A 23,584-nucleotide genomic window follows, 5' to 3' on the forward strand; every position below is an offset into this window, starting at 1 on the left:
TGCACGCCGTAGCCGCGGGCATGAACCACACGCTCCGGAATGCGCTCGTGATCGAAATGGAATATTTTCTCGCGCGCAATGTGGTCTTCGAGAAGCTGCGGTCCGCGCGGACCGGCAGTGAGCCAATTCTGGTCGTCGGCAATCGGATGCCCTTGGGCAGTCGTCATTACGTCATCATGGCCGTGAGGCTTCTGATGGTTTGCGCCGCCTTTCGACAGTTCGAGTTTTTTGGTCATGACCAATTCCTTTAAACGGTTCCTTCACTGAACTCTGAAGGCGTGCAAAGTTCCGCGATCCCAATAAGTTTAGGCTTTTATGTTCATCTCACGGGTAGTGCGTGACTGGCTTCTCGGAACAGACGTTTCACGAAGTGCCCGAGTTCGATCGCAATGGGCGCCACGATTACCGCGGCCGCCAAACGGTTATTCTAAGTTCTCAAGCTGTAACTCTTCAACAGTCCCGGCATCTGTGTCGGCGGGAATTGGTTCATTCTCTGGCACCTGCAATGCGGAGCGCCGCATGATTTCGTGGCCGAGTTGTTCGAAGAACTGCTGATAAAGCTCCGCCTGTGTATTCGCAGTTTCCGTTGCCCTGCCGCCTTCGCGGTTCGTCGTTTCGGCATCTGCTATCGCAAGTCTCACAAGGGCTTCGCCAGTGCCCGACGCTTCGACGAACGCCGATATCATCTGAACGTTGGAGACCCGCAGAACGCCGCCAAAATCCAGTTTGCGTTGCTGACGGGTCGGAGCGACGGCGGTGATGAACCCGCTCTCGATATCGGCTGTTTCGATGCGCAAGCCCATATCAAGAAGAACATTCATCGTGGCAGCGAATGCGACCTGCTTGTCGACTCGGTAATCGCGTCTCTGCAAAAGCCGCAGTTCGGTGACGCTCAGCGATGCCGTCGCAGGGCTAGCACGGTAAGTGTCGACGAGGTATCCCCCCATATCAGCGACCGACTGAACCTGCTGCATCGGAGCACACGCTCCGATGAATAGGAAGCAAGCGCCGATACGCCAGAGTTTCAAGGGTAATCTCCGGTCAGCCAAGAGAAACGACGGTCGCGTGCGAAGCGACCGTTGCTAAAGCAAGATTGGCAGCGATCAATGATTATCGTCAAGAGAGCGAAAGTCGAATGCCAGCAGCGACACTCGTCAGAAAGATCAGGGACATGCCCAGAACAATCCGGCGCACGACCACGTCCTTCCACCAGAATATCTCGGTCGGTTGGTGAAATAGCATGACTGCCCTCGCTTTTCGAACAACGGCTTCTTTGAAAGGCTGAGCGGACGCTCCCACCTCAATCGATGGTCAGTGTGACTGCCCTGCGGTTCCTCGCCCAAGCAGCTTCGGTGCTATCGAGGACAGCCGGCCGCTCCTTGCCATAGCTGATGACCGTCAGCCGGTTTTCCGCGATGCCCAGCGATACGAGATAGTTGCGTGCAGCAGTTGCCCGTCGTTCACCAAGAGCGAGGTTGTATTCGCGCGTGCCTCTTTCATCGGTATAACCCTCTATCCGAGCACGTTTCGCCGGGTATTGGCGCAGCCATTCAGCCTGACGCCGCAGGGCGACGGCATCTTCATCGTCGATGTCGAATTGATCAGTGTCGAAATAGATCGTGTCCAGACCGGCCATCCGGTTGCTGAAGTCGGCCTGGCTGCCGGGTACAATCCTTGTCTGCGAACCCTGATTCTGCGACTGGATCGGAGCGGGTCCGGGTGCCGGGGGAAGCGTGTCGACTTCTTTCTTGCCACAGCCAGCAACGCTAAGAGCGAGCGCGGCGACGAGTACGATATTCGGCTTCAAACTCATGGATCAATACTCCTAATATCCCTCTGCGAAGGGTAGGAGGCAATGATAGCGCGGTGCGGGGCGGAGCGTATGTATGGCGTTTTCACGCCCCCGTTAAAATCGCGTAGGTATTGGTCGCGAAGTATTCCGATATGCTGATTCTGCGACGCTCCCCCTCAGTCCAAAGCGTCGCTCGACAGTAGCTGGCGGGATTCAGTTCTCTCGTCTCACCCCCGCCAGCTACCTAAGGCTGGTCAAGCGCTTCCATTCGCTCAAAGACAAAATGCAGACATGAAGGTCTTGCCCCGATTTCGGGGCGGGAGCCGAATTTCTCTTCAGTCTTACGTCCGACGAACAGGTGTCATCTGCTCGGCGAGCCTGTAGCCAACACCGCTCTCGGTCAGGATAAGTTCGGGGTAAGATGGATCCTCTTCCAGCTTGTCGCGCAGAAGCGCGATATAGCTCCGAAGATATTGCCCATCGACTAAAGGCGTATTCCATCCGGCGATCATGAGTTGCCGCTGGGTGACTACCTGAGCGGAGTTGCGCACGAGGGCGCCGAAAATTGCAAATTCCTTCGGAGAGAGATTGATGGGTTCGCCCATCAGGGTGACCTGTCTTCGAGCGAGATCGACGCGCAAATTTTCGGACTGGAAGATTGTCGCAGTTCCGTCGCTCTCCTGCTTCCTACGGCGTTCGATGACCCTTATACGAGCCAGAAGCTCCGCCATTCCGAATGGCTTGTCGATGTAGTCGTCGGCGCCTTCGTCGAGCGCACGAACCTTGTCAGCTTCCAGATGCCGAGCGGACAGGACAAGCACGCTTGCGCCAGCTTCGTCCTTCAACGGCGCGATGAGTTCGGATCCATCTGCATCGGGCAAACCAAGATCCAGAAGTACGATATCGATCGTGCTTTGCCTTACCATTTGCAGTGCGGCAGATCCTGTGGCTGCTTCGAATACGTCATGCGACAGAGCCGTGAGAACCGGCTTAAGAGCCCGGATGATGGAGGGCTCATCGTCGACAATGAGAATGTTCACGAAGACACCTCAACCCGTTCGTCGACCGCGTCCGTGGCGGGCGAGAACCGCATCGTAAACCGCGTACCGCGTCCGCCCTCGACAGGGGATTGCACGGTCAGCATACCGGCACAGGCTTCGACGAACCCTCGGGCAATGAAAAGTCCCAAACCGGAGCCGGCCTTGCTGCCCTCGTTTCTGCCCTTGTAGAAACGTTCGAAAACCCTTTCTTGATCGGCCATCTTTATTCCGCTTCCCTGGTCCGTAATCGACAGTTCCACAAAATGATTGGCGGCCTTCACCGATAGCGTGACCGGATCTTCGTTCGCAAACTTCGAAGCATTGTCCAAAAGGTTGGCGATTGCCTGTTCGATCAGCGTCGGATTTCCGGCAATTATCGCAGGATCGGCCGAAAATTCCCGTCTGACATCGAGCGTCGGATGGGCTGCACGTATCTGCCTAATGGCCGACATGGCGATTTCGCTGAGGTCCATCGTTTGTGTTTCCGGCAGGAGACCGGCTTGAATGCGACCCACGTCGAGCAGATCGGTCGTGTAGCGATCGAGGCGATGACATTGCTCGATGATCGAGGAAAGGAGGCTGTCGCGTTGCTCCTGGCTCAAATCGACATCGGGAGAAGACAGCGCACCTGAAGCCGCTTCCATGACGGTAATCGGTGTTCTCAAATCGTGAGAGATCGAAGAGAACAAAGAGTTTTTCAGCGCCTCGCTACGGGCTTGCAATTGAGTTTCTGCGACCTCCTCGAGCAAAAGACAGCGTTCTATCGCCAAAGCCAACAACGCGGAGACCGATTGCAGGTCCGTAAGGTTCGATTGCGAACCGTATTCCTCGGTCGTGCGAAACTTGACTATCCCAAGGGGTCCCCGCGCGCCGACGAGTTCCAGAACGATCGCCCCTTTCTTGCCGTTCGTTCCGACGTCTTCCAGAAGGGGTTCCATTGGGCAAAGTTCGATCTCGCCAGTGCTTGGACGGAAATAATAGTCACCGTCCGCGATAAAGATTTTGACCGACTGGATATACTGCGAGGGAAGAAGACCGCGCATGGCTCCTTCGACGTCTTTCACTTGAAGCGCCCTCTGCAATCGATCGCTGACCGTAAGCAGGAATGCACTTTCCGTCTGCGCAGTTCGCGCCCGTTCGACGGAGTCGCGCAGGCGCCCTACCAGAAGTCCGGTAAGAAGGGCTGTGGCGTTGAAGGCGATAAGCGGGATGGCCTCATCGACGGTCGTCACGCCGAATTCGAAGCGTGGCTCGCTGAGAAAGAAGTTATAAATTCCGGAAGCCGCTACCGCTCCCATGATGGCGGCCAGCATGCCCGAATGAACCGCGATAATGATTACGCCGGTCAAGTAAATGAGAACGGCAGTGATTGGTCGGTCGACCGTTTGCGCAAGATGCGTTCCAACGGTGGCAGCGACAAAGATACCTGTGGTGACGAAGAATGATGGGGGTTTGAAGGTCACAGTTACACCTTGGCTCGAACGGTTCGCTCCGCCCTATAGCTTCTTCGGCGTCCGACAGCTTGTATGCCTTTTCTACGCGGCTTCGGAGCTACGCCGTTGACATCCATGAAACCACGTACCTGAGATTAAATAGATTGCGCTATTTACGACTGCGCCCGCCGGCATAAGCGGCAGTTTCTAAGCAAATTATCATCCTGCACCAGAATGCGCTGCGCTTGCCTCAGTCGGTGGCGGACCACGCTTATGCGCGCGATCCGCTACCTAAGCCGCTTTGTCAGCTGGCTCCATTGCCAAGGAAGCTCCCGTTAATTCAGCCTTAGTGTTCGTGAGGAGACAGGAGAAGGCAGTCGATACGCAGGTTGTGCGCTAGCGCGCTCCCCGAAGCGGCAAGATACAGACGGATATTGCCGAACTCTTCATCGTCCCAATTAAAAAGCTTGAAATGCACGTGGCCACGGGCGAAACATTTACCCTAGACATCGGGTGAAAGATCAGTTTCAATTGCTACCATGTCCATGCGGTCGGCCAGGCGCTCAAGCCCTTCCCAGCCATCTATCGCCGCGAAGTTGTAGCCACGAACAGCCCTGGCAAGCTGTTCACGGGGGTCGGTCTTCAAAGTTGTCAGGATAGTTCCTTCTATATCGTTTTTTGCGGAATTGCTTGATTGCCTCTTTCCCAGTAGAGTCAGTCGTCTTCTTGCCCCTCCTTCCCTGCTGCGCTGCGGAATTTCGCCTGCTGCTGCGTGGCAGCAGCCGACCACTTGTCGAGGTCGATCACGCCGGGGACGACGAGCACGCCAGCTGCGGTTTGGGAGATGCCAAAGCCGGCTTCCGCGCAAAGGCTGGTGAGGTGACGACTGGCGGTAACGTCCCCCTTAGCTGCCTTGCGCTGCAGAGAGCGAAGCTCGACTTCCAGCATGGTCATTGTCTCACCGGTCATCTCGATCTCTTCGTGCGACCGCCTCGAGCAGCGTCTTCAAGGCTTTTTAGGCTTTAACTTCCTAGGCCGCCCGCTGGGACTGCCCGACTTGCCCGGTTCCATGCTTGAACACGAAGACGAGGTTCTTGAGTTCCGTGTAGGAGGCCGCGCCAGCGGTGAGCAACTCCTGCATGTGGCGCCAGTCCATGCAGACATAGTGGATCGAACCATCGCTGCTGAAGCGGGCGAGATTGGCAGTTACCGAAGTGAGAAAGGCGGTGAACTCTTCCTGGCTCATCTCTTCCGATGCCATCACGAACTCTTCATGCTGCACCTTCCCGAGGCCGCAGATGTGGCCGCCTACGGGCACATTGTACGGCGGGTCTGTGAACACCATTTGCGCCTTTTCCGTACCTAGAAGCTTGGAATAAACAGCCGGATCGGTCGCGTCGCCGCAGATTATGGCATGGTCGCCAAGGATCCACTTGTCGCCCACGCGGGAAATTACAGGCGCACTCTCGTCGATCTGTGCCGGCTGCTCCGGTGCGGGTTCGGCATCCAGGCTGTTCAACAGCGCTTCCACTTCTGCCGTGTCAAAACCGGTCAGGGCCAGCTCGAATTCCTTATCGAGTTCATGGATGGCCCCGAGTTCAAGCGCCAACAGCTCGTTGTCCCATCCAGCCAGCTCCGCGAGGCGGTTGTCGGCGATGACATAGGCGCGCTTCTCTGCCTCGGTCATGTGTTCCAGGCGCAGGACAGGAATACGCATCAAACCGAGCAGCTTGGCTGCTTCCAACCGGCCGTGTCCCGCGATGATACCGTTCTGTCCATCTGCGAGGACCGGGTTGGTAAAGCCGAATTTCTTGATACTTTCGGCTATCTGCTTGAGCTGTTTCCTGGAATGTGTCCGCGCGTTGCGCTCTTGGGGTACGAGGTGTTCGAGTTTCTCGGGTCTTATTATGGTCGTGTCAGTCATGTGAACGTCCTCTTGTTGAAAAAACGGTCCAGATGTCATGCGAGCGATCGAAAGTACCTACTGGGAATTAGACCGGTTTTTGAATGAGGAAATGATGTTTCGTACGGTTTCCGGTACCGCATATCCGTTCCGTCTTGCGATGACTGCGTGCACGAGCTCGATGTCAGAGTAATCAACCGGTCGCTTTCTCCAGCCAGCCTTGCGCATCCCTTTGCGCAGTTTCATGACTACCGGTCGAATCCGGGCGTAGTACGCCAAGACCAGTTGCTCGTTGGCTACTCGCCTGAGCAGACTTTTCTTCCTTTCACGCTTAGCCTTCAGTTCGCCCCGAAGTCCCTTGACTACGAGTTCGCGTACATCGTCTTCGGGGACCAGCTCCGGATTAGCCTCGATCGTAGCGACAACATCGCGGGCGAGCACATCTTCCCCTCTGTCGCGCCGATGGCGAAGGAGGTGCAGGATCCCTTCGCCAAAGAGGTCATAAGGCGATCTACTGCTCGTAATCCGGACTCCTTTCCGGAAGTCATGAAGAGTTCGTGGACCGGAGCCCCGAGCCCGTCCGCGAACCGTTGCGCGGTCATGATTGTCGGGTTGCCAACGCCGCGCTCGACCGCCGACACATATGTCCGGTCGATCCCCGCGTGGAACCCGAACTCTTCCTGCGACAAGCCTTTCGCACGGCGAAGCCGCCTGACATTGGCACCGGATAGCTGTCGCACGTCCATCGAACGACAGCACATCGACTCGGACAATCGGTCCACGGACGATGAGTCTCATTTTGTCCTCGACTTCGACGCCACGCGAAGCAATCAGGACGCATGACCGATAACCTTCCCGAAACCCACAACTCGTCGATCCTCGAAAAGCTGCTCGAACACCAGTTCGTCGCATCGCTCACCGCAAGCCTCTGGCGGCGCGGCTTCCGGGACATCGAGGTCCTGCGCGCGGAAGTCGACGCTTTCGGACACGACATTGTCATCGAGGCGGGCGGCATACTGCGGCACATCCAGCTCAAGTCGAGCCACCGCGACGCGCGAACCGCGCGCGTGAACATCCATTCGCGCCTGGCCACCAAGCCGAGCGGCTGCGTGATCTGGTACCTGTACGACCGCAGCACGCTCGAGCTCGGACCGTTCCGCTGGTTCGGGAGCGAGCCCGGCACAGCGATGCCGCCGCTCGGCGACCGCATCGCGCGGGATTCTCGCGGCAACCGGCAAGGGCAAAAGGCAGAGCGGGAAGACATTCGCGTTCTTCCCAAGGCCCGGTTCGATACGCTGGCCACGATCGACGACCTTGCTGATACGCTGTTCGGTCCCGGTCGAGTGGACTAAAGCACTGCCGAAGCATGCGATATGGTTCCGCGCTACGCTGGCTTTATAGAGCGCAGTTGTCCGCTCCCTGTTCGTTCCAGGCGCTTCCCTGTTACCTACGTAGCAATACCCTGATATGGCATGCCCGTTTCCCTGTTATCTCGCTTAGGAATTTGCTTAGAAAGCCGCGCAAATGCGCCGTCTGTCTGCCGTCAAATCCCTTGAAAATATCCGAATTCGCCGAATTTCCCTGTAAATCGCCAGATAACAGGGAAACGAGTGATGAGACCGGTTCGCTCGGGACTGCGTCGCGCACCAAACAGTCCTGCTCAGCATCAGGCGTTCTGCTGATCGCGCTGGCCGTAGAGGCGATAGCCGAGCACCGTAAAAAACAGCAGCCCAAGGCACGAGCCGATGATATAGAGCGCGGTTCCGTTCCATCCGAAGGCATCGAACACCGCCGTGCCCGCGACGCTGCCGATACTCCCCCCGATGAACATCATGACGATGTAGATGCTCGTCAACCGCGTCCTGAGGCTCGGTTCGGCCGACAGAAACGTCATGCGGCTCGTCACGTCGATGGCCGGGCCGACGATATTGCCGATCAGGATCGGTATCATGAGCAGCCAGAGATTCCCGCCGAACGGCAGCAGGAGGGAAATGCCGATCGTCTGGATAAGCGCGAACCCCATACGTGCCTTGCGCGGGCCGATACGGTCCGCAAGCCTTCCCCAATAAGGCGTTGTGACGATGCTGATTGCCGCAAAACCGGCAAGGTACCCGACAACGTCAGTGCCATAACCCATCTCGGGGCCGGTGAGGTGCAGCGCCAGCCCTAGCCACAGGGCGATGAACTGCCCGAACCCTATGCCCTGGATCGCTCCTGCCAGAACGATTTCCTTGTCCTGTCGCAGCAGAGAAACCATCGAGCCCAGCAGCGCACCATAGCGCAGGCCGCCCGCGCTGTCGTCGCGCTGGCCCTTTTCCATGATGCGCGGCAGCGAAATGGTGATCGCGATCATCGCGATGCTCGCGCTCCAGTAGACGGCCCGCCAGCCGAAATGCTCCGCGATGACGCCCGCGCCGACCCGTGCGACCAGGATGCCGAAGATAACGCCCGCCGTCAGGATCGCGGTCACGTGGCCGAGCCGTTCCGGCGCGACCCGCTTCGAAGCATAGGCCGGCAGCAGATACGGAGCGATCGTGAAGAAGCCGAGCAGCGTAGAGCCTGCCGTGAACAGGACGAAATCCTGGGCGAGTGTCATGATGCCGAGCCCGACGCACTGTCCGATGGTGAAAAGGAGCGTGAGCGAGCGGTTGGAGTAGCGATCGCCGAGCGGCAAAAGCAGCAGGATGCCGACGGCGAGTGCAAGCTGGTTCAATGCCGGGACGAGGCCGATCCTTGCCGCGCTCACGCCGAAATGATCGGCGACTTCGCCGATGATCGGATGGATGTAATAGGCGTTGGCCGTGACGACCGCCGCGGCGAGGGCCAGCAGATATTCCTGCGTTGCGGAAAGGCGTGCTGGCTGCGTCATCGACGCTGCGGCCTTCGTCATCCCGCCCTTGCCCGTCAAGTCAATTGGTGGGGCTAACTGCGATCGGGCGGCAAAGCTGGCCTGCGTCGCTCAATAGGTCGGATCGATGTCGAACCGCTCGCACATCTTGTCGATGAAACTGCCTTTGGGCGGCGGTGCATCGCGCAACCCTTCGAGGCGAGAATGCCACAGATGCACCGTGCGGGTCTCGTCCGTCAGCATCGCCTCGACAACCTCGGCAGGCTCGTAAACCTTGCGAGCATCGGCCCATGACACGGGATGCAGCACCTCGATCGGATGTGCGTAGCGCTCGAGCCCGTTCTTCGTGATCGCGTAGGTCAGCATCCCGGCGCTGAAGGTGCCCCACGGATAGTCCTCGAGCTCCATCCGCCCGTTCCGCAGCCGCTTCCAGTAATAACGCAGCGATTTTTTCGGACCGTACCAGGGTGGCCGCCGGTTGGGCCGCGCAAGGCTTTTCAAATCCTCGACGAGCGGCGAACCGGCAGGGGCCATCATGATCGCGTTGTTCATCCGGTTTCCGTGCTCGCACGCGAAGATGTAATCGTCCCCGAAATCGAGCGGGCCGAGAAAGATGAGGTCCATGTCGACCCAGCAATCATATCCCTGATCGAGCAGTTCGATCCGCCAGAGATTGGCGCCCAGCGCAATGGAATTGCTCCCGCGATAGCAGATCAGGCGATCGCGCGGCATGACATCGGCCGCATCGCGCACCTCGATCCCGTCCGGCACATGTTTCAGCGTTTCGGGTTCGTAGCTCCATATGGTGAACTCGTGACCGGCGGCCTTCGCCGAAGCGACGCAGAGCCGTTCGAGATATTGCAGTTCCGGCCCGACCCAGAGCGAGTGAAGATGCGGTAAGCTTGTCATGCAGAACCCCCAAGGTTTGTTGCGACCCGTCGGTTTTGCGACGAAAGATGATACGAGCGCAGTTCCGCGACCATGCGGTGCAGGATGCGATCGAGAAAATTGCCGATAGTCCTATGTAAACTTGATCGGGCCTTGGGGTTCCATTAGCGGTGCAAAAGCAGGCTGGCGGATCACGTTCCGTTCTCATCGAAAGTACCTTCGATTTTCAATTCCTACGACATCATCCGCATCATCAATCTCGCCGAGCGGACCGACCGACGGCGCGAGATGGAAGCCGAACTGGCAAAGGTCGGCTTGCAGAACGATCCTCGCATATCCTTCTTCCCCGCGATCAGGCCCCCTTCTGCCGGAGATTTCTCTTCAGCAGGGGCGCGCGGCTGTTTCGAGGGGCATCTGCAAATCCTGCACGAAGCGGTCGAAGCCGGACAATCGGTCCTGATACTCGAGGACGACTGTTCGTTCACCGAGCGCGCGGCGGATTACGAAGTGCCGGAGGATTGCGACATCTTCTATGGCGGCTACCACGCCAAGAATGTCGAGCAGCCCTGGCTGGGCGATGTGCAGGAATCCCACATGATGGGCTTCAGCGCGCGCGGTGCGAGGCTGGTCAGCGAATATCTCGACAATCTCGAATATGAAGGCATTCATCCGCCGATCGATGCCTCCTATGTCTGGTATCGCCGCGCCCATCCCGAAACGCCGACGCATTTTGCGGCGCCGCCGATCGGTGTGCAGCGTTCCTCGGCAAGCGACATTGCGCCGCGTCCGTGGGATCGCTTCGGGCCGACCCGGATGCTGGCGGCAGGACTTAGGAAGCTGCGCGCCAAAGCGCAGGGCTGATGCTCGCCAGGCTGTAACGGGTCAGGAAGCGATCAGCTCACCGGTTCTTCAACCAGTCACCGAGCCATGCGCGCCCCGCACGCGTTCGCAGTGCGAGGCCGAGCGTGCCTAGACGGGTGGCGAAGCCGCCCTGCCCCGCTCGCCGGTCCAGTTGCCGCCGCCGCAGGATGTCCACCCTCGCTTCGGCAAGACGCTTCACGCCGGGATCGTTTCGAAAGGCCGGATGACGCAGCCATGCCTCGCTCTGCGCGATGACGGGTTCGTCGTCCAGCAGCGTCTTGCTCGTGCCGCTTTCCCGCGTCGTATAGAAATAGGTCGGCCGGTCCAGCGCGGCGAAGAACGCGCCGCCGGCAAGAAGCGCCTTTGCGAGAATGTCGAAATCCTCGCCATTGCGGATCGACGGATCGTATCGCAATTCATGCTCGTTCAGGAAAGCGCGGCGAAAAACGGGTTTCAGGGTCACATAATCCAACCCGCCGGCGGGGGTGCTGCGAAACAGCTTCTCCAGCGTGACTTGCTGAACCGGGGGATCGGGATGGACGGCGGGTCCGAGCATCTCCCCCTTAGGCAAGTCGTAATAGGTAAGGTTATCGCTCACGATCTGGGCATTTTCGCGATCGGCCATCCGAAGCAGCGCGGGGAAGCGGCCAGGCGCATAGGCGTCGTCGGCATCGAGGATTGCGATCCAGTCGGAGCCGGCAGCATCGATCGCCTTGTTGCGCGCGACGGATGGCCCTCCATTCGTAGTGCTGCGAATGAGACGGAGGCGGGGATTTTCGCGGGACAGGGCTTCGACGACCTCGCAGGTCCGGTCCGTCGACGCATCGTCCACCACGATGACTTCGGCGACCTCTTCCTGCTGCAACGCAGAGGCGAGCGCCCTTTCCACGAAAGTCGCAGCGTTGAAGGTCGGAACAATGACGGCGATACTATCGGCCATAGGCCATCCAATTCCCCGTTCCAGCTGACGCCCCTTCAGGGCGAGAACCGCCTTCTGTCTTCGATCAGCCGGGGCTGCGGCGAAGGCGGCTTATTGCGGGTCCAACGATATCGAGAAACTCCTGTTCCGGTCCCTTCGGACGGCCCCGGACGTACCACAGGACGAGGAGGCTCAGGAAATAGGTTGCCGCACCCAGCAGGATGAGAGCGATCATTTCGGCATAACCTTCCAATGTAGGCGGGATCGGAATTAAAGCCTGCTCCGCCGCGAGGACCGCAATGGTCATCGCCGCACAAGCGAGAAGCGGGCGCCAGGCTCCTTCGAAATGGTCCCGCAGGCCGATACCGTTCAAAGTCCGTATCAGCATGATCGACCAGACGATCATGATCGCCTGACTGCACGCAAGGCCGTAGACCGCGCCCTGAAGCATGCCGATGTCGCTCGCGCGTCCGAGCAGGATACCGCCGACGAGCAATGGCGCCCGCAATACGAGTATCTGTAGATCGCGCCAGAACAGGGCCCGCGTATGTCCTGTCGCCATCGCGATAGGCCCGACATGCTGCACGGCATTGGCCGCCTGCATGAGGATGAACGCCTGCACGATCGGAATGGTGGGTATCCATTGCGGCCCGAGGACCAGCCGCACGATCGGATCGGCCAGCACGGCGAAGCCGACGCCGACCGGAAAGGCGACGGTGCAGAAAACCGATTGCACGCGCAGATAGGCGGAACGCAGCCGCGCCGGATCGTGCTTCATCCGCGCGAGCGTCGGGAAAAGGACCATGGCGATGGGCGACTGGATCTGGCCGACGGTCATGCTGGCGAGCCGCTGGCTCATCGAATAGATGCCGAGTTGGTTCGTCCGCACGAAATAGCCGACGACGAGCGGGTCCGCCTTCGAATTCAACGCCTGCACCCAGCTACCCAGTGTCAGCCAGATGGAAAAGGACATCAGTTCGCGCGCCTTGGACAGCGACAATCGCGGTCGGTAGGCCCTGAACACGTAAGACAGTATCAGCCGCACCAGCGATGCTGCGAGAATGCCGAGCACGATCGCCCAATACGAGCGATAGATATAGGCGACCGAGATCGAGACGACGAAATTCGCGACGCGGTCGGCCAGCGACAGGGCAATCGTCTGCCAGAATACGAGGTCGCGCTCGAACAGGGCGAGAACGGGGTTCTGCAACGACCCGAGGGCTGCCGAGAACGACAGGGCGATGAGGAGGCCGGTGACGCGCTCATCGCCGTAAAAGTCCGCGACGAAGGGCGCGCTGCCTCCGATAAGGACGACCATGGCCACGGCCTTGATCAGTCCGAAGGTCCAGATCGTGTGAAAATGCTCGGCTTCGGGCTGGTCGTGATGGATGACGGCCTTGGATAAGGGAAGGTCCGCCATCACCGCCACGACTGCGGCTGCGGCACTAGCGATAGCGACGATGCCGAAATCGTCCGGCGTCAGAAGGCGGGCGAGGATGATCGTGCTGACGAAGGAAATGATGACGTAGGTTGCCCGGCCAAGCCCGACCCACGCGACGCCTTTGACGACAGAACCCTTCTTCCCGGACATGATGCTGCAATTCTACCTGAAGTTATTGCGCGGCAAGACGGATCGAATTGCAGGGGGTCATGGGCGGGAGAACTCCGTAAGACGCCAGCTTTTCCGTTGCCGGAGAAAGTCGATCCGGTCGGTCCCGCGTCATTGGCCACTCTCTAGCAGCCGCCAAGGGTTTTGCAATGCGATGCAGCGCAGGTGATCGAGTTCGGCACAGGCCTGGAAATCGAGCGGTTCTCATGCCGATACGAAAACACCGCTTGCCTGCTGCGCTGGACAAGCGATGGACCGAACCCCTAAGCGCCGAAGGATGAATATCGCTCGAAGCTTGCGCGAAGTCGCTCGGCGCCTTGTCGGATCGCTGCGCAGGCTGCTCGTCGATCTGGGAGTGCCTCCGGCCCGCGTCGGCTATCGCAACCTCAGAAACGAGACGCCGACCGAGTTTCATGAGCGCAGGAAGGGGAGGGGCGACAGCCTCGCGAAGCAGGAGGTCGTTCATCCCGAACGACGCGCAACCAACCCCCTGCCGCTCAACATCGCTGATCGCGAACGGCTGCCGCGCGATCGCGGCTGGTGGCACTATTCGATGCACGACGTGCCGACCCGCCTCAGCTTGCCGACCCGCTTTACGGTCGTGCCAAATGCGACGGTCGTTACCGGTACCGACGACACGGGCCTTTTCTACCCGGCGATCCTGACGGACGACAATCGTGCGATCAACATGCGCGAAATCGTGCTCCGACCGCTTCATGCGCAAATCCTGCTGAATGCACCGAGGGTGAGACATATCGGCAAGGCAACGTGGTTCTGCGAACGGTCCTATGCCAACCACTCGCACTGGCTGACCGCCCATCTGCCCAAACTAGTCCTTTTAAAGGAGCTGGGGCGGCTGGACGACGTACTCCTGCCCGCGACGATGACGCCCGTCATGCGGCGCTCGATCGAACTGCTTGGCCTCGACCCGGCAGCCTTTCCGACCTTCGAGGTCGGCGAAGTCCTGAAGGTCGACGAACTGACCGTCCTCGAAACGGATCGCTTCCGCGGCGAATTGCTGGCGCCGGTGAGGGAGGCAATCGCTTCCGGCGGCGATGCGCCCGCATCACGACGCATCTTCATCAGCCGGAAGAAAGCAGCGATCAGGAAACTCGCCAACGAGGATGACATCTGGCCGCTGTTCGAAGCCGCCGGCTTCGAGCGGGTCTTCATGGAAGAGCTGGGCTTCGAAGAGCAGATCGAACTCATGTCGCAGACCGAGATACTGGCAGGACCGCACGGGGCGGGCCTTACCAACATGATGTTCTGCCCGGCGGGTTCGACCGTCCTCGAGATCGCCTGGCTGGGCTTTCCCAACCCCAACTTCTACGCCCTCGCCTGCGCCATGGACCTGCGATATGCGCTGGTCGATGCCGAGGTTTGCGAAGGCGACGCGGAACCGCTGAAGCGTGACATGACGGTGCACCCCGAAGCCATCGCCGCGGCTCTCGAAGCGATCGAGAAATGAAGCCGCTCTTCGCCGCTGAACCCCTTTCAAGGGAACTGAAGACATGAATATCTCGATCGTCATGCCGGTGCTGAACGGCGAGACATATATCGCCGAAGCCATCGATTCGGCACTTGCGCAGACGCACCCGCCGTTCGAACTGCTCGTCGTCGACAACGGCTCGACCGATGATACCGTTGCGATCGCCTCGGCCTGTCCGGCACCGGTGCGAGTCCTTCACGAGACCATTCCGAGCGCATCGGCCGCCCGCCTCAAGGGCGCCGCCGAAGCGAAAGGCGATGCCATCATGTTCCTCGATGCCGACGACATCTTGGGCGAAAACGTTCTCGAGGAACTTGCCAAGGTGCTGGCCGATTACCCGGAGGCCATCGCCGCCTGCGAATGGAAACGTTATGAAATCCATGACGGCGAATGGCAGGTGCGCCCGGCCACCTGCACTCCCCGCAAGGCGGGACAGAGCGCTCTCGCTGCATGGCTGTCGGGCTGGTATCATCCACCCTGTTGTGTGCTGTGGTCGCGACCTGCTTACGAGAAAAGCGGCGGGTGGGACCCGGCTTGCAGGCAGAACGACGACGGGGACATCATGATGAGGGCGCTTGTAGCGGGGGTGCCTTTAATACGGACCACCGGAGGAACATCTTACTACAGGCGCCTTCCGGAAGGAAAGTTATCGCTCAGCGGGGAGCGATTTTCGGAACAGGGATTATCGGCACGCCTCGACGTTATCGAACGCATCGAAGGGCTGCTCGAAAACCAGGGGCGCAAAAGCCGGTTCGGCGTGCCTTTGCGGCGCGCCTATGCGATGATTGCGCATGACGCGAAGGGATTTCCGAAGATGATTGCCCGCGCGCAAAAGGGGATGCGGCGCAACGAGCCCGGCCCGGTCGAACTCGCCCGCGATTTTATCATGCGAGCCAAGACCAAGGCGGGGCTTGCTCACGACCGTTACGAATTTCAGGGCGGTTAGCCGGGCTGCCCAAGCTGCCTTTGCGCGACCCGGCGCAGATAGTACCTGAGCAACCCCGCCCCAGCCTTTCCCAGCGTCAGTCGGCGCGGACCTTGTTCTGGAAGCTCTTGCGCAGCTTCATGAGCTTGGGCGGAATCACGGCGAGGCAATAGGGGTTCCGCTTGCCCTCACCCTCCCAGTATTCCTGGTGGTAATCCTCTGCCGGATACCACTTGTCCGCCGCCTCGATCGTGGTGACGACCTTGCCGTCATTTTCCTCGTTCGCGCGGGCGATCGCGGCCTCGGCCGCCTCGTGCTGCTCGTCGTCCAGCGGGAAGATGGCAGAGCGATACTGCGTTCCGACATCGTTGCCCTGCCGGTTCAGCTGCGTCGGATCATGCGTGCCCAGATGCACGTCGTAAATTTCGTCCGTGCTGATGACATCGGGATCGAACGTCACCCGGATCGCCTCGGCATGACCGGTGCGGCCCGAGCATACCTCCTTGTAGGTAGGGCTTGCCGTCTCGCCGCCGATATAGCCGCTTTCGACTTCGCTCACCCCGACCACGTCCCGGAAAACCGCTTCGGTGCACCAAAAACATCCGCCCGCGATGATTGCCTGCTTGTTGTCTGCCATGATCTTCTCAAACTCCTTTTCGCAGCACAGATAGGAACCGGCCCGGCGCTTGTCATGGGGCCGGATGGCTTTAGAAGGGTTGCCGCCCCTTCTGGCGATCAAAGGAACGACCCATGCGCAAAGCCCTTTCGATTTCCCTCGCAGCAATCGGCCTCGGTAGCGTCGGCACGCCCGCCCTCGCCGACCACCACATGGCTGAGGACAAGACTGCCACCTCCGACCTTGCGGACCCGGCGGCGTTCGAAGCACAATATGCAGAAGCGTTGTCGGGCGCTCTCAATCACCCGAGCCGTGCCGAGGATCGCGCGCGCGACCAGTATCGCCACCCGTCCGAAACGCTCAGCTTCTTCCGCGTGGAACCCGACATGAAAGTCGGCGAATATGCCCCTGGCGGCGGCTGGTACACCCGCGTCCTCGGCCACTATCTCGGCGGTGAGGGCCAACTCGTCGGCCTGTTCTTCGATCCGATGGCGGGACCGTTCGATGCGGAGGCGCAGGAAGGCTTTCGCCAGGCCGCCGCGAACTTCCCCGCGCAGGCCGCCGAATTCACCGGCCTTCCCGCCGACAGGTTTTCCGGCATGACGCTGGAGACGATTACCGACGAGGAAGCGGGAACGTTCGACCGCGTGCTGGTCATCCGGATGATGCACAATCTGATGCGCGCCAATATCGCGGACAACGAATTGAAGAAGATGCGGATGCTGCTGAAGCCCGGCGGGCTGCTCGGCATCGTGCAGCATCGCGCCCCGGCTGACGCCACTTCCGAATATGCCAATGGCACCAAGGGTTATCTGCGGCAGGACGACGTCGTTTCCTTCGTCGAATCCATGGGCTTCGAACTGGTCGGCTCGAGCGAGATCAACGCCAACCCGAACGACACGGCGGATCACGAGCAGGGCGTCTGGGAAATGCCGCCGGTCCTGCGCACCGATCGGGACGACCTTCGCAATCTGGGCGAATCCGACCGGATGACGTTGTTGTTCCGCAAGCGTCCCTGACGAGGTGCAGCGAGACCTTCCCCGCGAGGTAGCCGAATGGCCGCTTCGTGGCGGGCGCAGAGCAAGGCCGTGAATGACGGCGGCACGCAACGGGCAAGTGGACTTGTCCGCTCGTGCTACCTAGATCGTGCCGCATGACCGAACTGACCGTCGCCGCGCTTCAATGCGAATTGTCTTCACCCGACGAGGCCGATAATATCGGTGCCGTTTCCGCCCTCGTCGAGGAAGCGGCGGCAAAGGGTGCGCAGATCGTCTGCCCGCCCGAACTCTTTGCCGGTCCCTATTTCTGCAAGACGGAGGATGAGGCCCTGTTCGCGCGTGCCCGGCCCACGGCCGAGCATCCCAGCGTCCTTGCCATGCAGAAACTGGCCGCGAAGCTGAAGGTCGCCATCCCGACGAGCTTCTTCGAACGCGATGGACACCATTACTACAACACGCTGGCAATGATTGCGCCGGATGGCGAAATCATGGGGACATACCGCAAGAGCCATATTCCCGATGGGCCGGGCTACGAGGAAAAATACTACTTCCGCCCCGGCAATGACGGTTTCAAGGTGTGGCAGGTCTGCGGGACCACGATCGGCGTCGGCATCTGCTGGGACCAGTGGTATCCCGAAACCGCGCGGGTCATGGCCCTGCTGGGCGCGGAAGTGCTGTTCTATCCGACCGCAATCGGCTCCGAACCCTATGATGCCGATTTCGACACGAGCCGGATGTGGCGCCGCGCGATGGTCGGCCATGCCGTCTCCAACTGCATGCCGGTGGTCGCCTGCAACCGCATCGGGACGGAAGACGGGCAGACCTTCTACGGCCACAGCTTCATCACCAACGAATGGGGCGATTACCTCGCGGAAACGGGCACAAGCGAGACGAAGGCGCTGATCGCGACGCTCGATCTTGCGACCGCTGCGCGCCACCGGGCGGGAATGGGCTTCTTCCGCGACCGCCGCCCGCAGCTTTATGGCCGGATCTGCGAGGATCGGTAACGCGACCCTCATGCACAACGACCGGCTCAATCGGTTGTACGAGGCCGCGATAGAAGCGGCGACGGCGTTGCTCGAAAAGAACGGGTCGTTCTTTCCCATTCTGTTCGAGATGCGCCCGCCCGGCACGATCACCTCGGTCGCCGTCCTCGACATGCGGCAGACGAGACCGGGAGCGGACGTCGTCGAAAACTATGTGGAACTGATGCGCGAACGTGCCGCTGCCGGCATGATTTCGGCGAGCGCCATCGTCGTCGACCTCGCGAGCGCGATTTCCGGCGGATCGACACCCGTAGCAGCCATCTCGGTGCGGTTGAGGGCGCTTGAGCACGCTCTCGACATCACTGTGCCCTATCGCATGGAGCGGAGCGGCATTATCAAGCGAAAACGGATAGTTGCGCTCGATACGCCGCGATCGCAAGCGGTCGAAATCGACGTTTTCATGTGACTTTCGAGTGTTCCTCCTTACCGCATCGCTATCTGCTAGCGCTCGGCTCGAACCGCAGGCTTGCCCGGATCGGGGGGCCGCGCGCCGTACTCGATCGTGCGATGAAATACTTGGATTTGAATGGCTTGGCGCTTGTCTCCGCCTCGCGCATCCACGATACCGCCCCCATCGGACCCTCGCAGCGCCGCTATGCCAATGCTGCCGCCCTCGTCGCGAGTGCTCTCAAACCCGAGGGAATGCTCGAGAGAATTCGCCGAATCGAAAAGGATTTCAACAGGTTACGTCGGGGGCAGCGGTGGCGCGAACGCACGCTTGACCTCGACATCGTGCTGTGGAACGGCGGTATTTTCGCCTCCGAGGACCTTCTGATCCCCCATCCCGCGTTCCGCGAACGTTCCTTCGTCCTGACCCCCGCAAGCGAAGTCGCGCGGGATTGGCGCGATCCGGTGACGGGGTTCACGATCGCCCAGCTCCTTGCGCGCTTGACCAAGCCCGCTCCCGCGCTTAGGTGAGCGCGCGTGCCGCCGGTCACAGACCGCTGCCGCCCTTGGTGCGGGCCCTTAGCTCAGTCGGTAGAGCAACTGACTTTTAATCAGTAGGTCGCTGGTTCGAACCCAGCAGGGCTCACCAATATTTCAATACGTTAGTCGTGTAGCTTAATGCATAGGTTTGCGCTGGCAACCAAATAGCAACCATTGCCGGATCATGCGACAGCTGCCAAGTTTGGGTAGACTAAACCTTCCCAAACCACGGTTCGAACGTGTTGTTTTGCAGTTTTCTAGTTATCTCGTCGGTGGATCCTGACTGGTAAAGAAATCCTATGAGCAGGTGTGCTGGAACATCATGCTTGTGTGCATACGCGAACTGCCTTGCGAAACGCGACACACCCTTAGCATCGATGACATCGAAATGCGGATCTATCGCAAGCAAGCCGTAATGAAATTCGTTTCCTCGATAGAAGATGTGACTTGGATCGACGTCCATCTTTCGGACAATACTCGTTATGATGGTGTGCCCGCCTTGAGCAGTAATTGTCCGGCGTAGTAATTTATACGCCTCAGTTTTAAAGAATCCTAAGCGATTTTCAAACGGACTAGCCGCACCAGTTCTTTGGATACGTAAAGCGTCTGCAATTATGCGATCAGCTTTATCTTCAAAGTTAGCAGTTGCGATCCCGATCCTCGAGATTGGCATAGACCCAATACCTCCTCGCACGAACTTACTCGGCATCGCATCTAAATGCGAGCCGTTTCTGCGACGGTGCAGTCCTTGACCGTCGCAGAGTAAAGCGTTGCAAACTTTTTTCGGAAGGTGGAGTTCAGTTACTCAGTGCTCGTCCGAGAAGGTATTTTTTTCGGTTAAACGCCGAGCATGACTGAACAACGAAATAGAACCGAAAGCACGCCAGAAGGTGCACGTTGGCTCACGGAAGCACAGACTGCTGCTCGTTTAAATATGAGCGTTAAATGGCTTCAGAAAGATCGCGGCGGCGCGCGACTAATTAGGTATGCAAAATTTGGCTCAGCGGTTCGATATGCCCTCGAAGACATCGAAAAGTTTGAGCGAAACAACTTCTGCGAGCCAAGCCAAAGCAGTTCGCCTGCCGCAACCACAACTAGCCAGCGAAGCCAAAACAGGATCGGTCGAGCAATTGGGGATAAGAATTGTTCGCTCTCTTCAAGCGAGCGCAGCGGGCGGTCGTCATGTTAGACTCGCGAGGATCGCGAAGTTTTAAACGCGAACTAAACGCTTTAGCGCCCCTAGTAACCCGCAAGGACAAGGCGACTGCGCGCATTGTTCAACAGGCCGCTCATTCGCTCAGACAGCGATCACCTGGTCGGCCGAGCGTAGCCGACGTTAAGCTCCCACCCATGGAGTATCGCCTTTCTACAAACGGAGAGGGGTTCGATCCAAAAGCCAAGCAGCTCAAGGAAATCCAACGTCGCATAATCGATTTGCGTTTAAAAAACGACTCATCGTTGTGGGTTCAATACGCTCACGAATTAGCCAATATTTTGGAGTTTCAGGACCCGAAGCACCCATACCCATCGATTGCCAACCCGCTGTACATGCGAGAGAGAAGAGACTGCGTAATCGGCAATGTTTACCGGCTTCTTTGCGTAAACGAGCCTGACAGCTGCGGTATGTTCACCGTCGTTCGGCAGGAATGGGCAACGTACGCTGGTGATCTCTTCGACGTAGATCCCAAATCCCTTCTGGACCAGTTCCGGCAAGATGTGCGTAATGAAATGCGCGGTGATAACGTGGGTTGGCTTTTCGCTGCAATTGAAGCGTCGTTCGATCCGAAAACCAACTGTTATCAATTTCACATTCACGGAGTCGCGACCGACCGCCACCGTGCCGCCATCGATAAGCTTCGAAAGCGCAAAGCATACCAACCTTGGGAAGGAATACCCGGTATTCCGGACTGCAAGCGCCCCATACTTATTACGCGGCAGCCGTTGACCAATCTACCCAGCGCTCTCGGCTACATTCTCAAACCGTTCTGGAAGCTGCGCGGCCCCGGCCCCGGCGTGCGCCTGCCGCCTCAAGAACACGTACGCGCGCTTCTGTGGCTGCATCGCCAACGCCTTCAAAGAATCACATTGATGATGGGCCTGTCCGTTCGCAATGGCCAGATACTCGAAAAATAATACGACCGTTTGAACACTAATTGTCAGTTTTAGTGTCCATATAGGAGGTATACCATGATGAATACTAGCTAATTGCTACACTTTTAGTTCTTTATGGAAATAACACTGTTCGCCGTGTGTAAAGTGCGTTGAACCTGACTTCAACGCTGGCTTTACTGTGTTCTGCGCAAACGGCGTCGCTGATCTTCCCATAGACCGTCTTCGCTGCTGCGGAGGCTCCCATGGAGCGAACGCTTCAATCCAAACCCGGACGTGTTTTGAATAACGACAGAACGCAATGCGAGCAACTGCGCGCTGCTTCGGGGACTCCTCCAGAGGAATAATACTAATGACACATTCATTTTCAATATCCGATGCAAACATCGCAAAGTTACGTATTGACGGCCGTCGAAATCGATTGAACGGCAAGCGATACATACAGGTCAAAGCGCTCGAGAAGTCCAAAGCGGTTATTACTTCCCGGTGGTACGATTACAGCGACTTTGTCTCTTCGACAGCCGCAAAACGCGCTTTGGCTAATGAGAACATCGTTCTCGCCAAAGATAGCTATGTTCAACTAAGCGATGAGGTTGCTGAGTACGATGGGTTTCAAACAACTGTGGTATGTGAGCAGCCGGGATGGAACGGAACTTTCTTCGCCTTCGCCGACGGAAATTTGATCGGCTCGAAAGATGATGTGAAACCGATAGCCATTTTCAAAGCAGACAAGACACTACTGGGCGTGAATGGTGACCACAATACGTGGAAGACCGAAGTCGCAGATTTGCTTTCGAGTCACCATCTCGCGGAAGTGGCTATGATGCTGGGCTTCTGCGCTGCGCTTTTGCCATTTGACAGTCGCGACATGAATTTCGGTATTGAGTTCGCAGGCGAGCGCGCCACGGGCAAATCCACCTTGCTGGACTGCGTGGCTTCAATTGCAGGACCGCCAAATAGATATGTGGTCAGTATGAATGCAACGACCAACGCGCTTGATGCTATGATGCCGCGATACCGGCATATGCCTTTTCTGCTTGACGAAGCCAACCTCGTGACGCTGGCTAGCGGAAGTAAAGGGGGCCGAGATATCGCTTCGCTGATATTCCAGTTGAGCGAAGGTCGATCGAAAAAGCGTCTCGGGCAGGAAGAAAAGGCAGCAGGTCAATTCACGTTTCTTATGTCGACCAACCGTCCATGGCACGAGAATGCGCGGCAGCTGGATAGTGAAATTGCGCGCGCCGTTGCAGACCGAATGATGACCATCAAGGTCAGAAGGAAGGAGAAGGGCGGAGTCTTCAATCGGAAAGTAACGTGGGATTCAACCGTCGCTGATTTCTGTCAGCGGCTGTCGCAAGCGATAGCGCGTAACCACGGAACAGCGTTGCCGCATTTTGTAAGCTTTTTGACGGAGCAGGAGGCGAAGCACGGTCCGGGTTGGACAGATGCGCAGGTGCGGGAGAAGGCGGCGCAGTTTAAAAAAGACATCAGGCGCTGGCCGAACATTGTCGTCGAAGACCGTGTTCTGCATTCGTTCGCCATGATCTACGCCGCCGGTGAGATAGCTATTGCAAGCGGCGCGCTGCCCAACTCCTTCACGCCGAACAAATCGGTACGCATGGCCTTACGGCGGACATTGAGCGCCCGCGAACAAATTATCGAACCCATCGATTTGCTTCGAGCGCTCGTAGACGATGAGGACGTGCTCGACCTTCGCAATAGTCTGACATCGGCTAGCAAGAAAGATATCGATTTGGCGTCAGGGATCATCAAAGAGAATTATGGGATGGACGAATTTCTGCTGACACGCGAGCAGATTGCACGTCTACCCATCGATAGGACGGCGTTGCTGAATGACCCTGAAGTTCGCAAAGTCATGTTCTATGAAGGGGGTCGTAACACGGTCAAGCGCAAGCTCACCGGGCATGATGACCGCAATCGTTACGTTTGCATCAACCTTCGTCGTCTCCTTGGGTAGGACAGATTTTCTGCTGGCTTCCTTCGCGAAGTTGAATGCCGCGCCACTGCGAGGCGGCGCGGCATATTACGTATAGCGACCAGCGATGTGTTTCGACAGTCATGACAATTCATCACTTTCAACATAGTTCGATATGTCTGAATTTTGGGCCGGTTGCGGACACTACGCTCTGAATCCCCCGAGGGCAGAAACCTGCCATTCGA

General features: G+C 58.5%; 25 protein-coding genes and 1 tRNA gene. 12 read left to right on the forward strand and 14 right to left on the reverse strand.

The genetic code is table 11. From position 1 onward, the window contains the following. From GRI38_RS10460 to GRI38_RS10495, 8 genes are all read right to left on the reverse strand, one after another. On the reverse strand, positions 1-236 hold a 236-nt coding region (locus GRI38_RS10460), incomplete at its 3' end, for a catalase (protein ID WP_160683423.1). Positions 237-422: 186 nt separating this feature from the next. Next, positions 423-974: a hypothetical protein gene (locus GRI38_RS10465; RefSeq protein WP_160683426.1), complete on the reverse strand. Its 552-nt coding sequence runs from the start codon at positions 972-974 to the stop codon at positions 423-425. Between the two features lie 326 nt (positions 975-1,300). Then, positions 1,301-1,813, reverse strand: a complete 513-nt coding sequence (gene pal / locus GRI38_RS10470) for a peptidoglycan-associated lipoprotein Pal (protein ID WP_160683430.1) — start codon at positions 1,811-1,813, stop codon at positions 1,301-1,303. A 320-nt stretch (positions 1,814-2,133) separates the two neighbouring features. Further along, on the reverse strand, positions 2,134-2,832 hold the full coding sequence (locus tag GRI38_RS14285) for a response regulator (RefSeq protein WP_160683435.1): 699 nt from the start codon (positions 2,830-2,832) through the stop codon (positions 2,134-2,136). Then, entirely contained in the window at positions 2,829-4,295 is a 1,467-nt protein-coding gene (locus GRI38_RS14290; protein WP_160683440.1) for an ATP-binding protein, read from the reverse strand. The genes GRI38_RS14285 and GRI38_RS14290 overlap by 4 nt, the downstream gene beginning before the upstream one ends. A gap of 472 nt (positions 4,296-4,767) precedes the next feature. Further along, positions 4,768-4,911: a hypothetical protein gene (locus GRI38_RS10485; RefSeq protein WP_160683445.1), complete on the reverse strand. Its 144-nt coding sequence runs from the start codon at positions 4,909-4,911 to the stop codon at positions 4,768-4,770. A 68-nt stretch (positions 4,912-4,979) separates the two neighbouring features. After that, positions 4,980-5,234, reverse strand: a complete 255-nt coding sequence (locus GRI38_RS10490) for a hypothetical protein (RefSeq protein WP_160683450.1) — start codon at positions 5,232-5,234, stop codon at positions 4,980-4,982. Between the two features lie 61 nt (positions 5,235-5,295). Beyond that, on the reverse strand, positions 5,296-6,189 hold the full coding sequence (locus tag GRI38_RS10495; RefSeq protein ID WP_160684296.1) for a ParB/Srx family N-terminal domain-containing protein: 894 nt from the start codon (positions 6,187-6,189) through the stop codon (positions 5,296-5,298). Positions 6,190-6,336: 147 nt separating this feature from the next. On the opposite strand from GRI38_RS10495, the gene GRI38_RS14390 reads away from it, so the two are divergent. After that, positions 6,337-7,011 (forward strand): hypothetical protein, encoded by a 675-nt coding sequence (locus GRI38_RS14390; RefSeq protein WP_474100214.1) that lies wholly within the window; start codon positions 6,337-6,339, stop codon positions 7,009-7,011. Beyond that, positions 7,008-7,520: a hypothetical protein gene (locus GRI38_RS10505; protein ID WP_160683455.1), complete on the forward strand. Its 513-nt coding sequence runs from the start codon at positions 7,008-7,010 to the stop codon at positions 7,518-7,520. The genes GRI38_RS14390 and GRI38_RS10505 overlap by 4 nt, the downstream gene beginning before the upstream one ends. Positions 7,521-7,834: 314 nt before the next feature. On the opposite strand, the gene GRI38_RS10510 is transcribed toward GRI38_RS10505, so the two are convergent. Continuing rightward, a complete protein-coding gene (locus tag GRI38_RS10510; protein ID WP_237487504.1) occupies positions 7,835-9,058 on the reverse strand; it encodes an MFS transporter in 1,224 nt (407 codons plus the stop codon). 69 nt (positions 9,059-9,127) lie between these two features. After that, positions 9,128-9,925, reverse strand: a complete 798-nt coding sequence (locus tag GRI38_RS10515) for a glycosyltransferase family 32 protein (protein WP_160683460.1) — start codon at positions 9,923-9,925, stop codon at positions 9,128-9,130. A gap of 267 nt (positions 9,926-10,192) precedes the next feature. Between GRI38_RS10515 and GRI38_RS10520 the strand changes: the two genes are divergently transcribed. After that, complete coding sequence (locus GRI38_RS10520) at positions 10,193-10,765, forward strand: glycosyltransferase family 25 protein (protein WP_160683465.1); 573 nt, start codon at positions 10,193-10,195, stop codon at positions 10,763-10,765. A 37-nt stretch (positions 10,766-10,802) separates the two neighbouring features. On the opposite strand, the gene GRI38_RS10525 is transcribed toward GRI38_RS10520, so the two are convergent. Both GRI38_RS10525 and GRI38_RS10530 read right to left on the reverse strand, forming a co-directional pair. Further along, positions 10,803-11,705, reverse strand: a complete 903-nt coding sequence (locus GRI38_RS10525) for a glycosyltransferase family 2 protein (protein ID WP_160683469.1) — start codon at positions 11,703-11,705, stop codon at positions 10,803-10,805. 64 nt (positions 11,706-11,769) lie between these two features. Next, entirely contained in the window at positions 11,770-13,275 is a 1,506-nt protein-coding gene (locus GRI38_RS10530) for a lipopolysaccharide biosynthesis protein (protein WP_160683472.1), read from the reverse strand. Positions 13,276-13,570: 295 nt separating this feature from the next. Here GRI38_RS10530 and GRI38_RS10535 point away from each other — a divergent pair, with 295 nt between their 5' ends. Together GRI38_RS10535 and GRI38_RS10540 are read left to right on the forward strand one after the other, a co-directional pair. Next, positions 13,571-14,761: a glycosyltransferase family 61 protein gene (locus GRI38_RS10535; protein WP_160683475.1), complete on the forward strand. Its 1,191-nt coding sequence runs from the start codon at positions 13,571-13,573 to the stop codon at positions 14,759-14,761. A gap of 43 nt (positions 14,762-14,804) precedes the next feature. Then, positions 14,805-15,728 carry a glycosyltransferase family 2 protein gene (locus GRI38_RS10540; RefSeq protein WP_160683478.1) on the forward strand — a complete coding sequence of 308 codons (924 nt, stop codon included), beginning with the start codon at positions 14,805-14,807 and terminating at the stop codon, positions 15,726-15,728. A gap of 76 nt (positions 15,729-15,804) precedes the next feature. Here GRI38_RS10540 and msrA read toward each other — a convergent pair whose 3' ends face one another. Further along, positions 15,805-16,344, reverse strand: a complete 540-nt coding sequence (gene msrA, locus GRI38_RS10545; RefSeq protein ID WP_160683481.1) for a peptide-methionine (S)-S-oxide reductase MsrA — start codon at positions 16,342-16,344, stop codon at positions 15,805-15,807. Between the two features lie 113 nt (positions 16,345-16,457). Here msrA and GRI38_RS10550 point away from each other — a divergent pair, with 113 nt between their 5' ends. The 5 genes from GRI38_RS10550 to GRI38_RS10570 all read left to right on the forward strand — a co-directional run bounded on the left by GRI38_RS10550 (position 16,458) and on the right by GRI38_RS10570 (position 19,403). Then, a complete protein-coding gene (locus GRI38_RS10550) occupies positions 16,458-17,342 on the forward strand; it encodes a class I SAM-dependent methyltransferase (RefSeq protein ID WP_160683484.1) in 885 nt (294 codons plus the stop codon). Between the two features lie 134 nt (positions 17,343-17,476). After that, positions 17,477-18,328 (forward strand): N-carbamoylputrescine amidase, encoded by an 852-nt coding sequence (aguB, locus tag GRI38_RS10555; protein ID WP_160683487.1) that lies wholly within the window; start codon positions 17,477-17,479, stop codon positions 18,326-18,328. A 10-nt stretch (positions 18,329-18,338) separates the two neighbouring features. Next, positions 18,339-18,773: a hypothetical protein gene (locus GRI38_RS10560; RefSeq protein ID WP_160683490.1), complete on the forward strand. Its 435-nt coding sequence runs from the start codon at positions 18,339-18,341 to the stop codon at positions 18,771-18,773. Continuing rightward, positions 18,770-19,285, forward strand: a complete 516-nt coding sequence (gene folK / locus GRI38_RS10565) for a 2-amino-4-hydroxy-6-hydroxymethyldihydropteridine diphosphokinase (protein WP_160683493.1) — start codon at positions 18,770-18,772, stop codon at positions 19,283-19,285. Before GRI38_RS10560 ends, folK begins: the two co-directional genes overlap by 4 nt. 42 nt (positions 19,286-19,327) lie before the next feature. After that, positions 19,328-19,403, forward strand: a tRNA-Lys gene (locus GRI38_RS10570). A 102-nt stretch (positions 19,404-19,505) separates the two neighbouring features. Here GRI38_RS10570 and GRI38_RS10575 read toward each other — a convergent pair. Continuing rightward, positions 19,506-19,967 carry a hypothetical protein gene (locus GRI38_RS10575; RefSeq protein ID WP_160683496.1) on the reverse strand — a complete coding sequence of 154 codons (462 nt, stop codon included), beginning with the start codon at positions 19,965-19,967 and terminating at the stop codon, positions 19,506-19,508. A gap of 677 nt (positions 19,968-20,644) precedes the next feature. Here GRI38_RS10575 and GRI38_RS10580 point away from each other — a divergent pair. Beyond that, positions 20,645-21,427, forward strand: a complete 783-nt coding sequence (locus GRI38_RS10580; protein ID WP_160683499.1) for a hypothetical protein — start codon at positions 20,645-20,647, stop codon at positions 21,425-21,427. 328 nt (positions 21,428-21,755) lie between these two features. Beyond that, positions 21,756-23,381, forward strand: a complete 1,626-nt coding sequence (locus tag GRI38_RS10585; protein WP_160683502.1) for a DUF927 domain-containing protein — start codon at positions 21,756-21,758, stop codon at positions 23,379-23,381. Positions 23,382-23,584: the final 203 nt, after the last annotated feature.

The sequence above is a fragment of the Parapontixanthobacter aurantiacus genome, assembly GCF_009827635.1.
Lineage (GTDB): Bacteria > Pseudomonadota > Alphaproteobacteria > Sphingomonadales > Sphingomonadaceae > Parapontixanthobacter > Parapontixanthobacter aurantiacus.

Excerpts from the sequence above, each read along its gene's own strand:
- GRI38_RS10540 (WP_160683478.1), top strand. The coding sequence starts at position 14,805 with ATGAATATCTCGATCGTCATGCCGGTGCTGAACGGCGAGACATATATC.
- GRI38_RS10550 (WP_160683484.1), top strand. The coding sequence starts at position 16,458 with ATGCGCAAAGCCCTTTCGATTTCCCTCGCAGCAATCGGCCTCGGTAGC.
- GRI38_RS10490 (WP_160683450.1), bottom strand. The coding sequence starts at position 5,234 with ATGACCGGTGAGACAATGACCATGCTGGAAGTCGAGCTTCGCTCTCTG.
- GRI38_RS10505 (WP_160683455.1), top strand. The coding sequence starts at position 7,008 with ATGACCGATAACCTTCCCGAAACCCACAACTCGTCGATCCTCGAAAAG.
- GRI38_RS10585 (WP_160683502.1), top strand. The coding sequence starts at position 21,756 with ATGACACATTCATTTTCAATATCCGATGCAAACATCGCAAAGTTACGT.
- GRI38_RS10580 (WP_160683499.1), top strand. The coding sequence starts at position 20,645 with ATGGAGTATCGCCTTTCTACAAACGGAGAGGGGTTCGATCCAAAAGCC.
- GRI38_RS10510 (WP_237487504.1), bottom strand. The coding sequence starts at position 9,058 with ATGACGAAGGCCGCAGCGTCGATGACGCAGCCAGCACGCCTTTCCGCA.
- GRI38_RS10530 (WP_160683472.1), bottom strand. The coding sequence starts at position 13,275 with ATGTCCGGGAAGAAGGGTTCTGTCGTCAAAGGCGTCGCGTGGGTCGGG.
- GRI38_RS10525 (WP_160683469.1), bottom strand. The coding sequence starts at position 11,705 with ATGGCCGATAGTATCGCCGTCATTGTTCCGACCTTCAACGCTGCGACT.
- GRI38_RS10495 (WP_160684296.1), bottom strand. The coding sequence starts at position 6,189 with ATGACTGACACGACCATAATAAGACCCGAGAAACTCGAACACCTCGTA.
- GRI38_RS10575 (WP_160683496.1), bottom strand. The coding sequence starts at position 19,967 with ATGCCAATCTCGAGGATCGGGATCGCAACTGCTAACTTTGAAGATAAA.
- GRI38_RS10515 (WP_160683460.1), bottom strand. The coding sequence starts at position 9,925 with ATGACAAGCTTACCGCATCTTCACTCGCTCTGGGTCGGGCCGGAACTG.
- msrA (WP_160683481.1), bottom strand. The coding sequence starts at position 16,344 with ATGGCAGACAACAAGCAGGCAATCATCGCGGGCGGATGTTTTTGGTGC.
- GRI38_RS10520 (WP_160683465.1), top strand. The coding sequence starts at position 10,193 with ATGGAAGCCGAACTGGCAAAGGTCGGCTTGCAGAACGATCCTCGCATA.
- GRI38_RS10535 (WP_160683475.1), top strand. The coding sequence starts at position 13,571 with ATGAATATCGCTCGAAGCTTGCGCGAAGTCGCTCGGCGCCTTGTCGGA.
- pal (WP_160683430.1), bottom strand. The coding sequence starts at position 1,813 with ATGAGTTTGAAGCCGAATATCGTACTCGTCGCCGCGCTCGCTCTTAGC.
- aguB (WP_160683487.1), top strand. The coding sequence starts at position 17,477 with ATGACCGAACTGACCGTCGCCGCGCTTCAATGCGAATTGTCTTCACCC.
- GRI38_RS10465 (WP_160683426.1), bottom strand. The coding sequence starts at position 974 with ATGCAGCAGGTTCAGTCGGTCGCTGATATGGGGGGATACCTCGTCGAC.
- GRI38_RS10560 (WP_160683490.1), top strand. The coding sequence starts at position 18,339 with ATGCACAACGACCGGCTCAATCGGTTGTACGAGGCCGCGATAGAAGCG.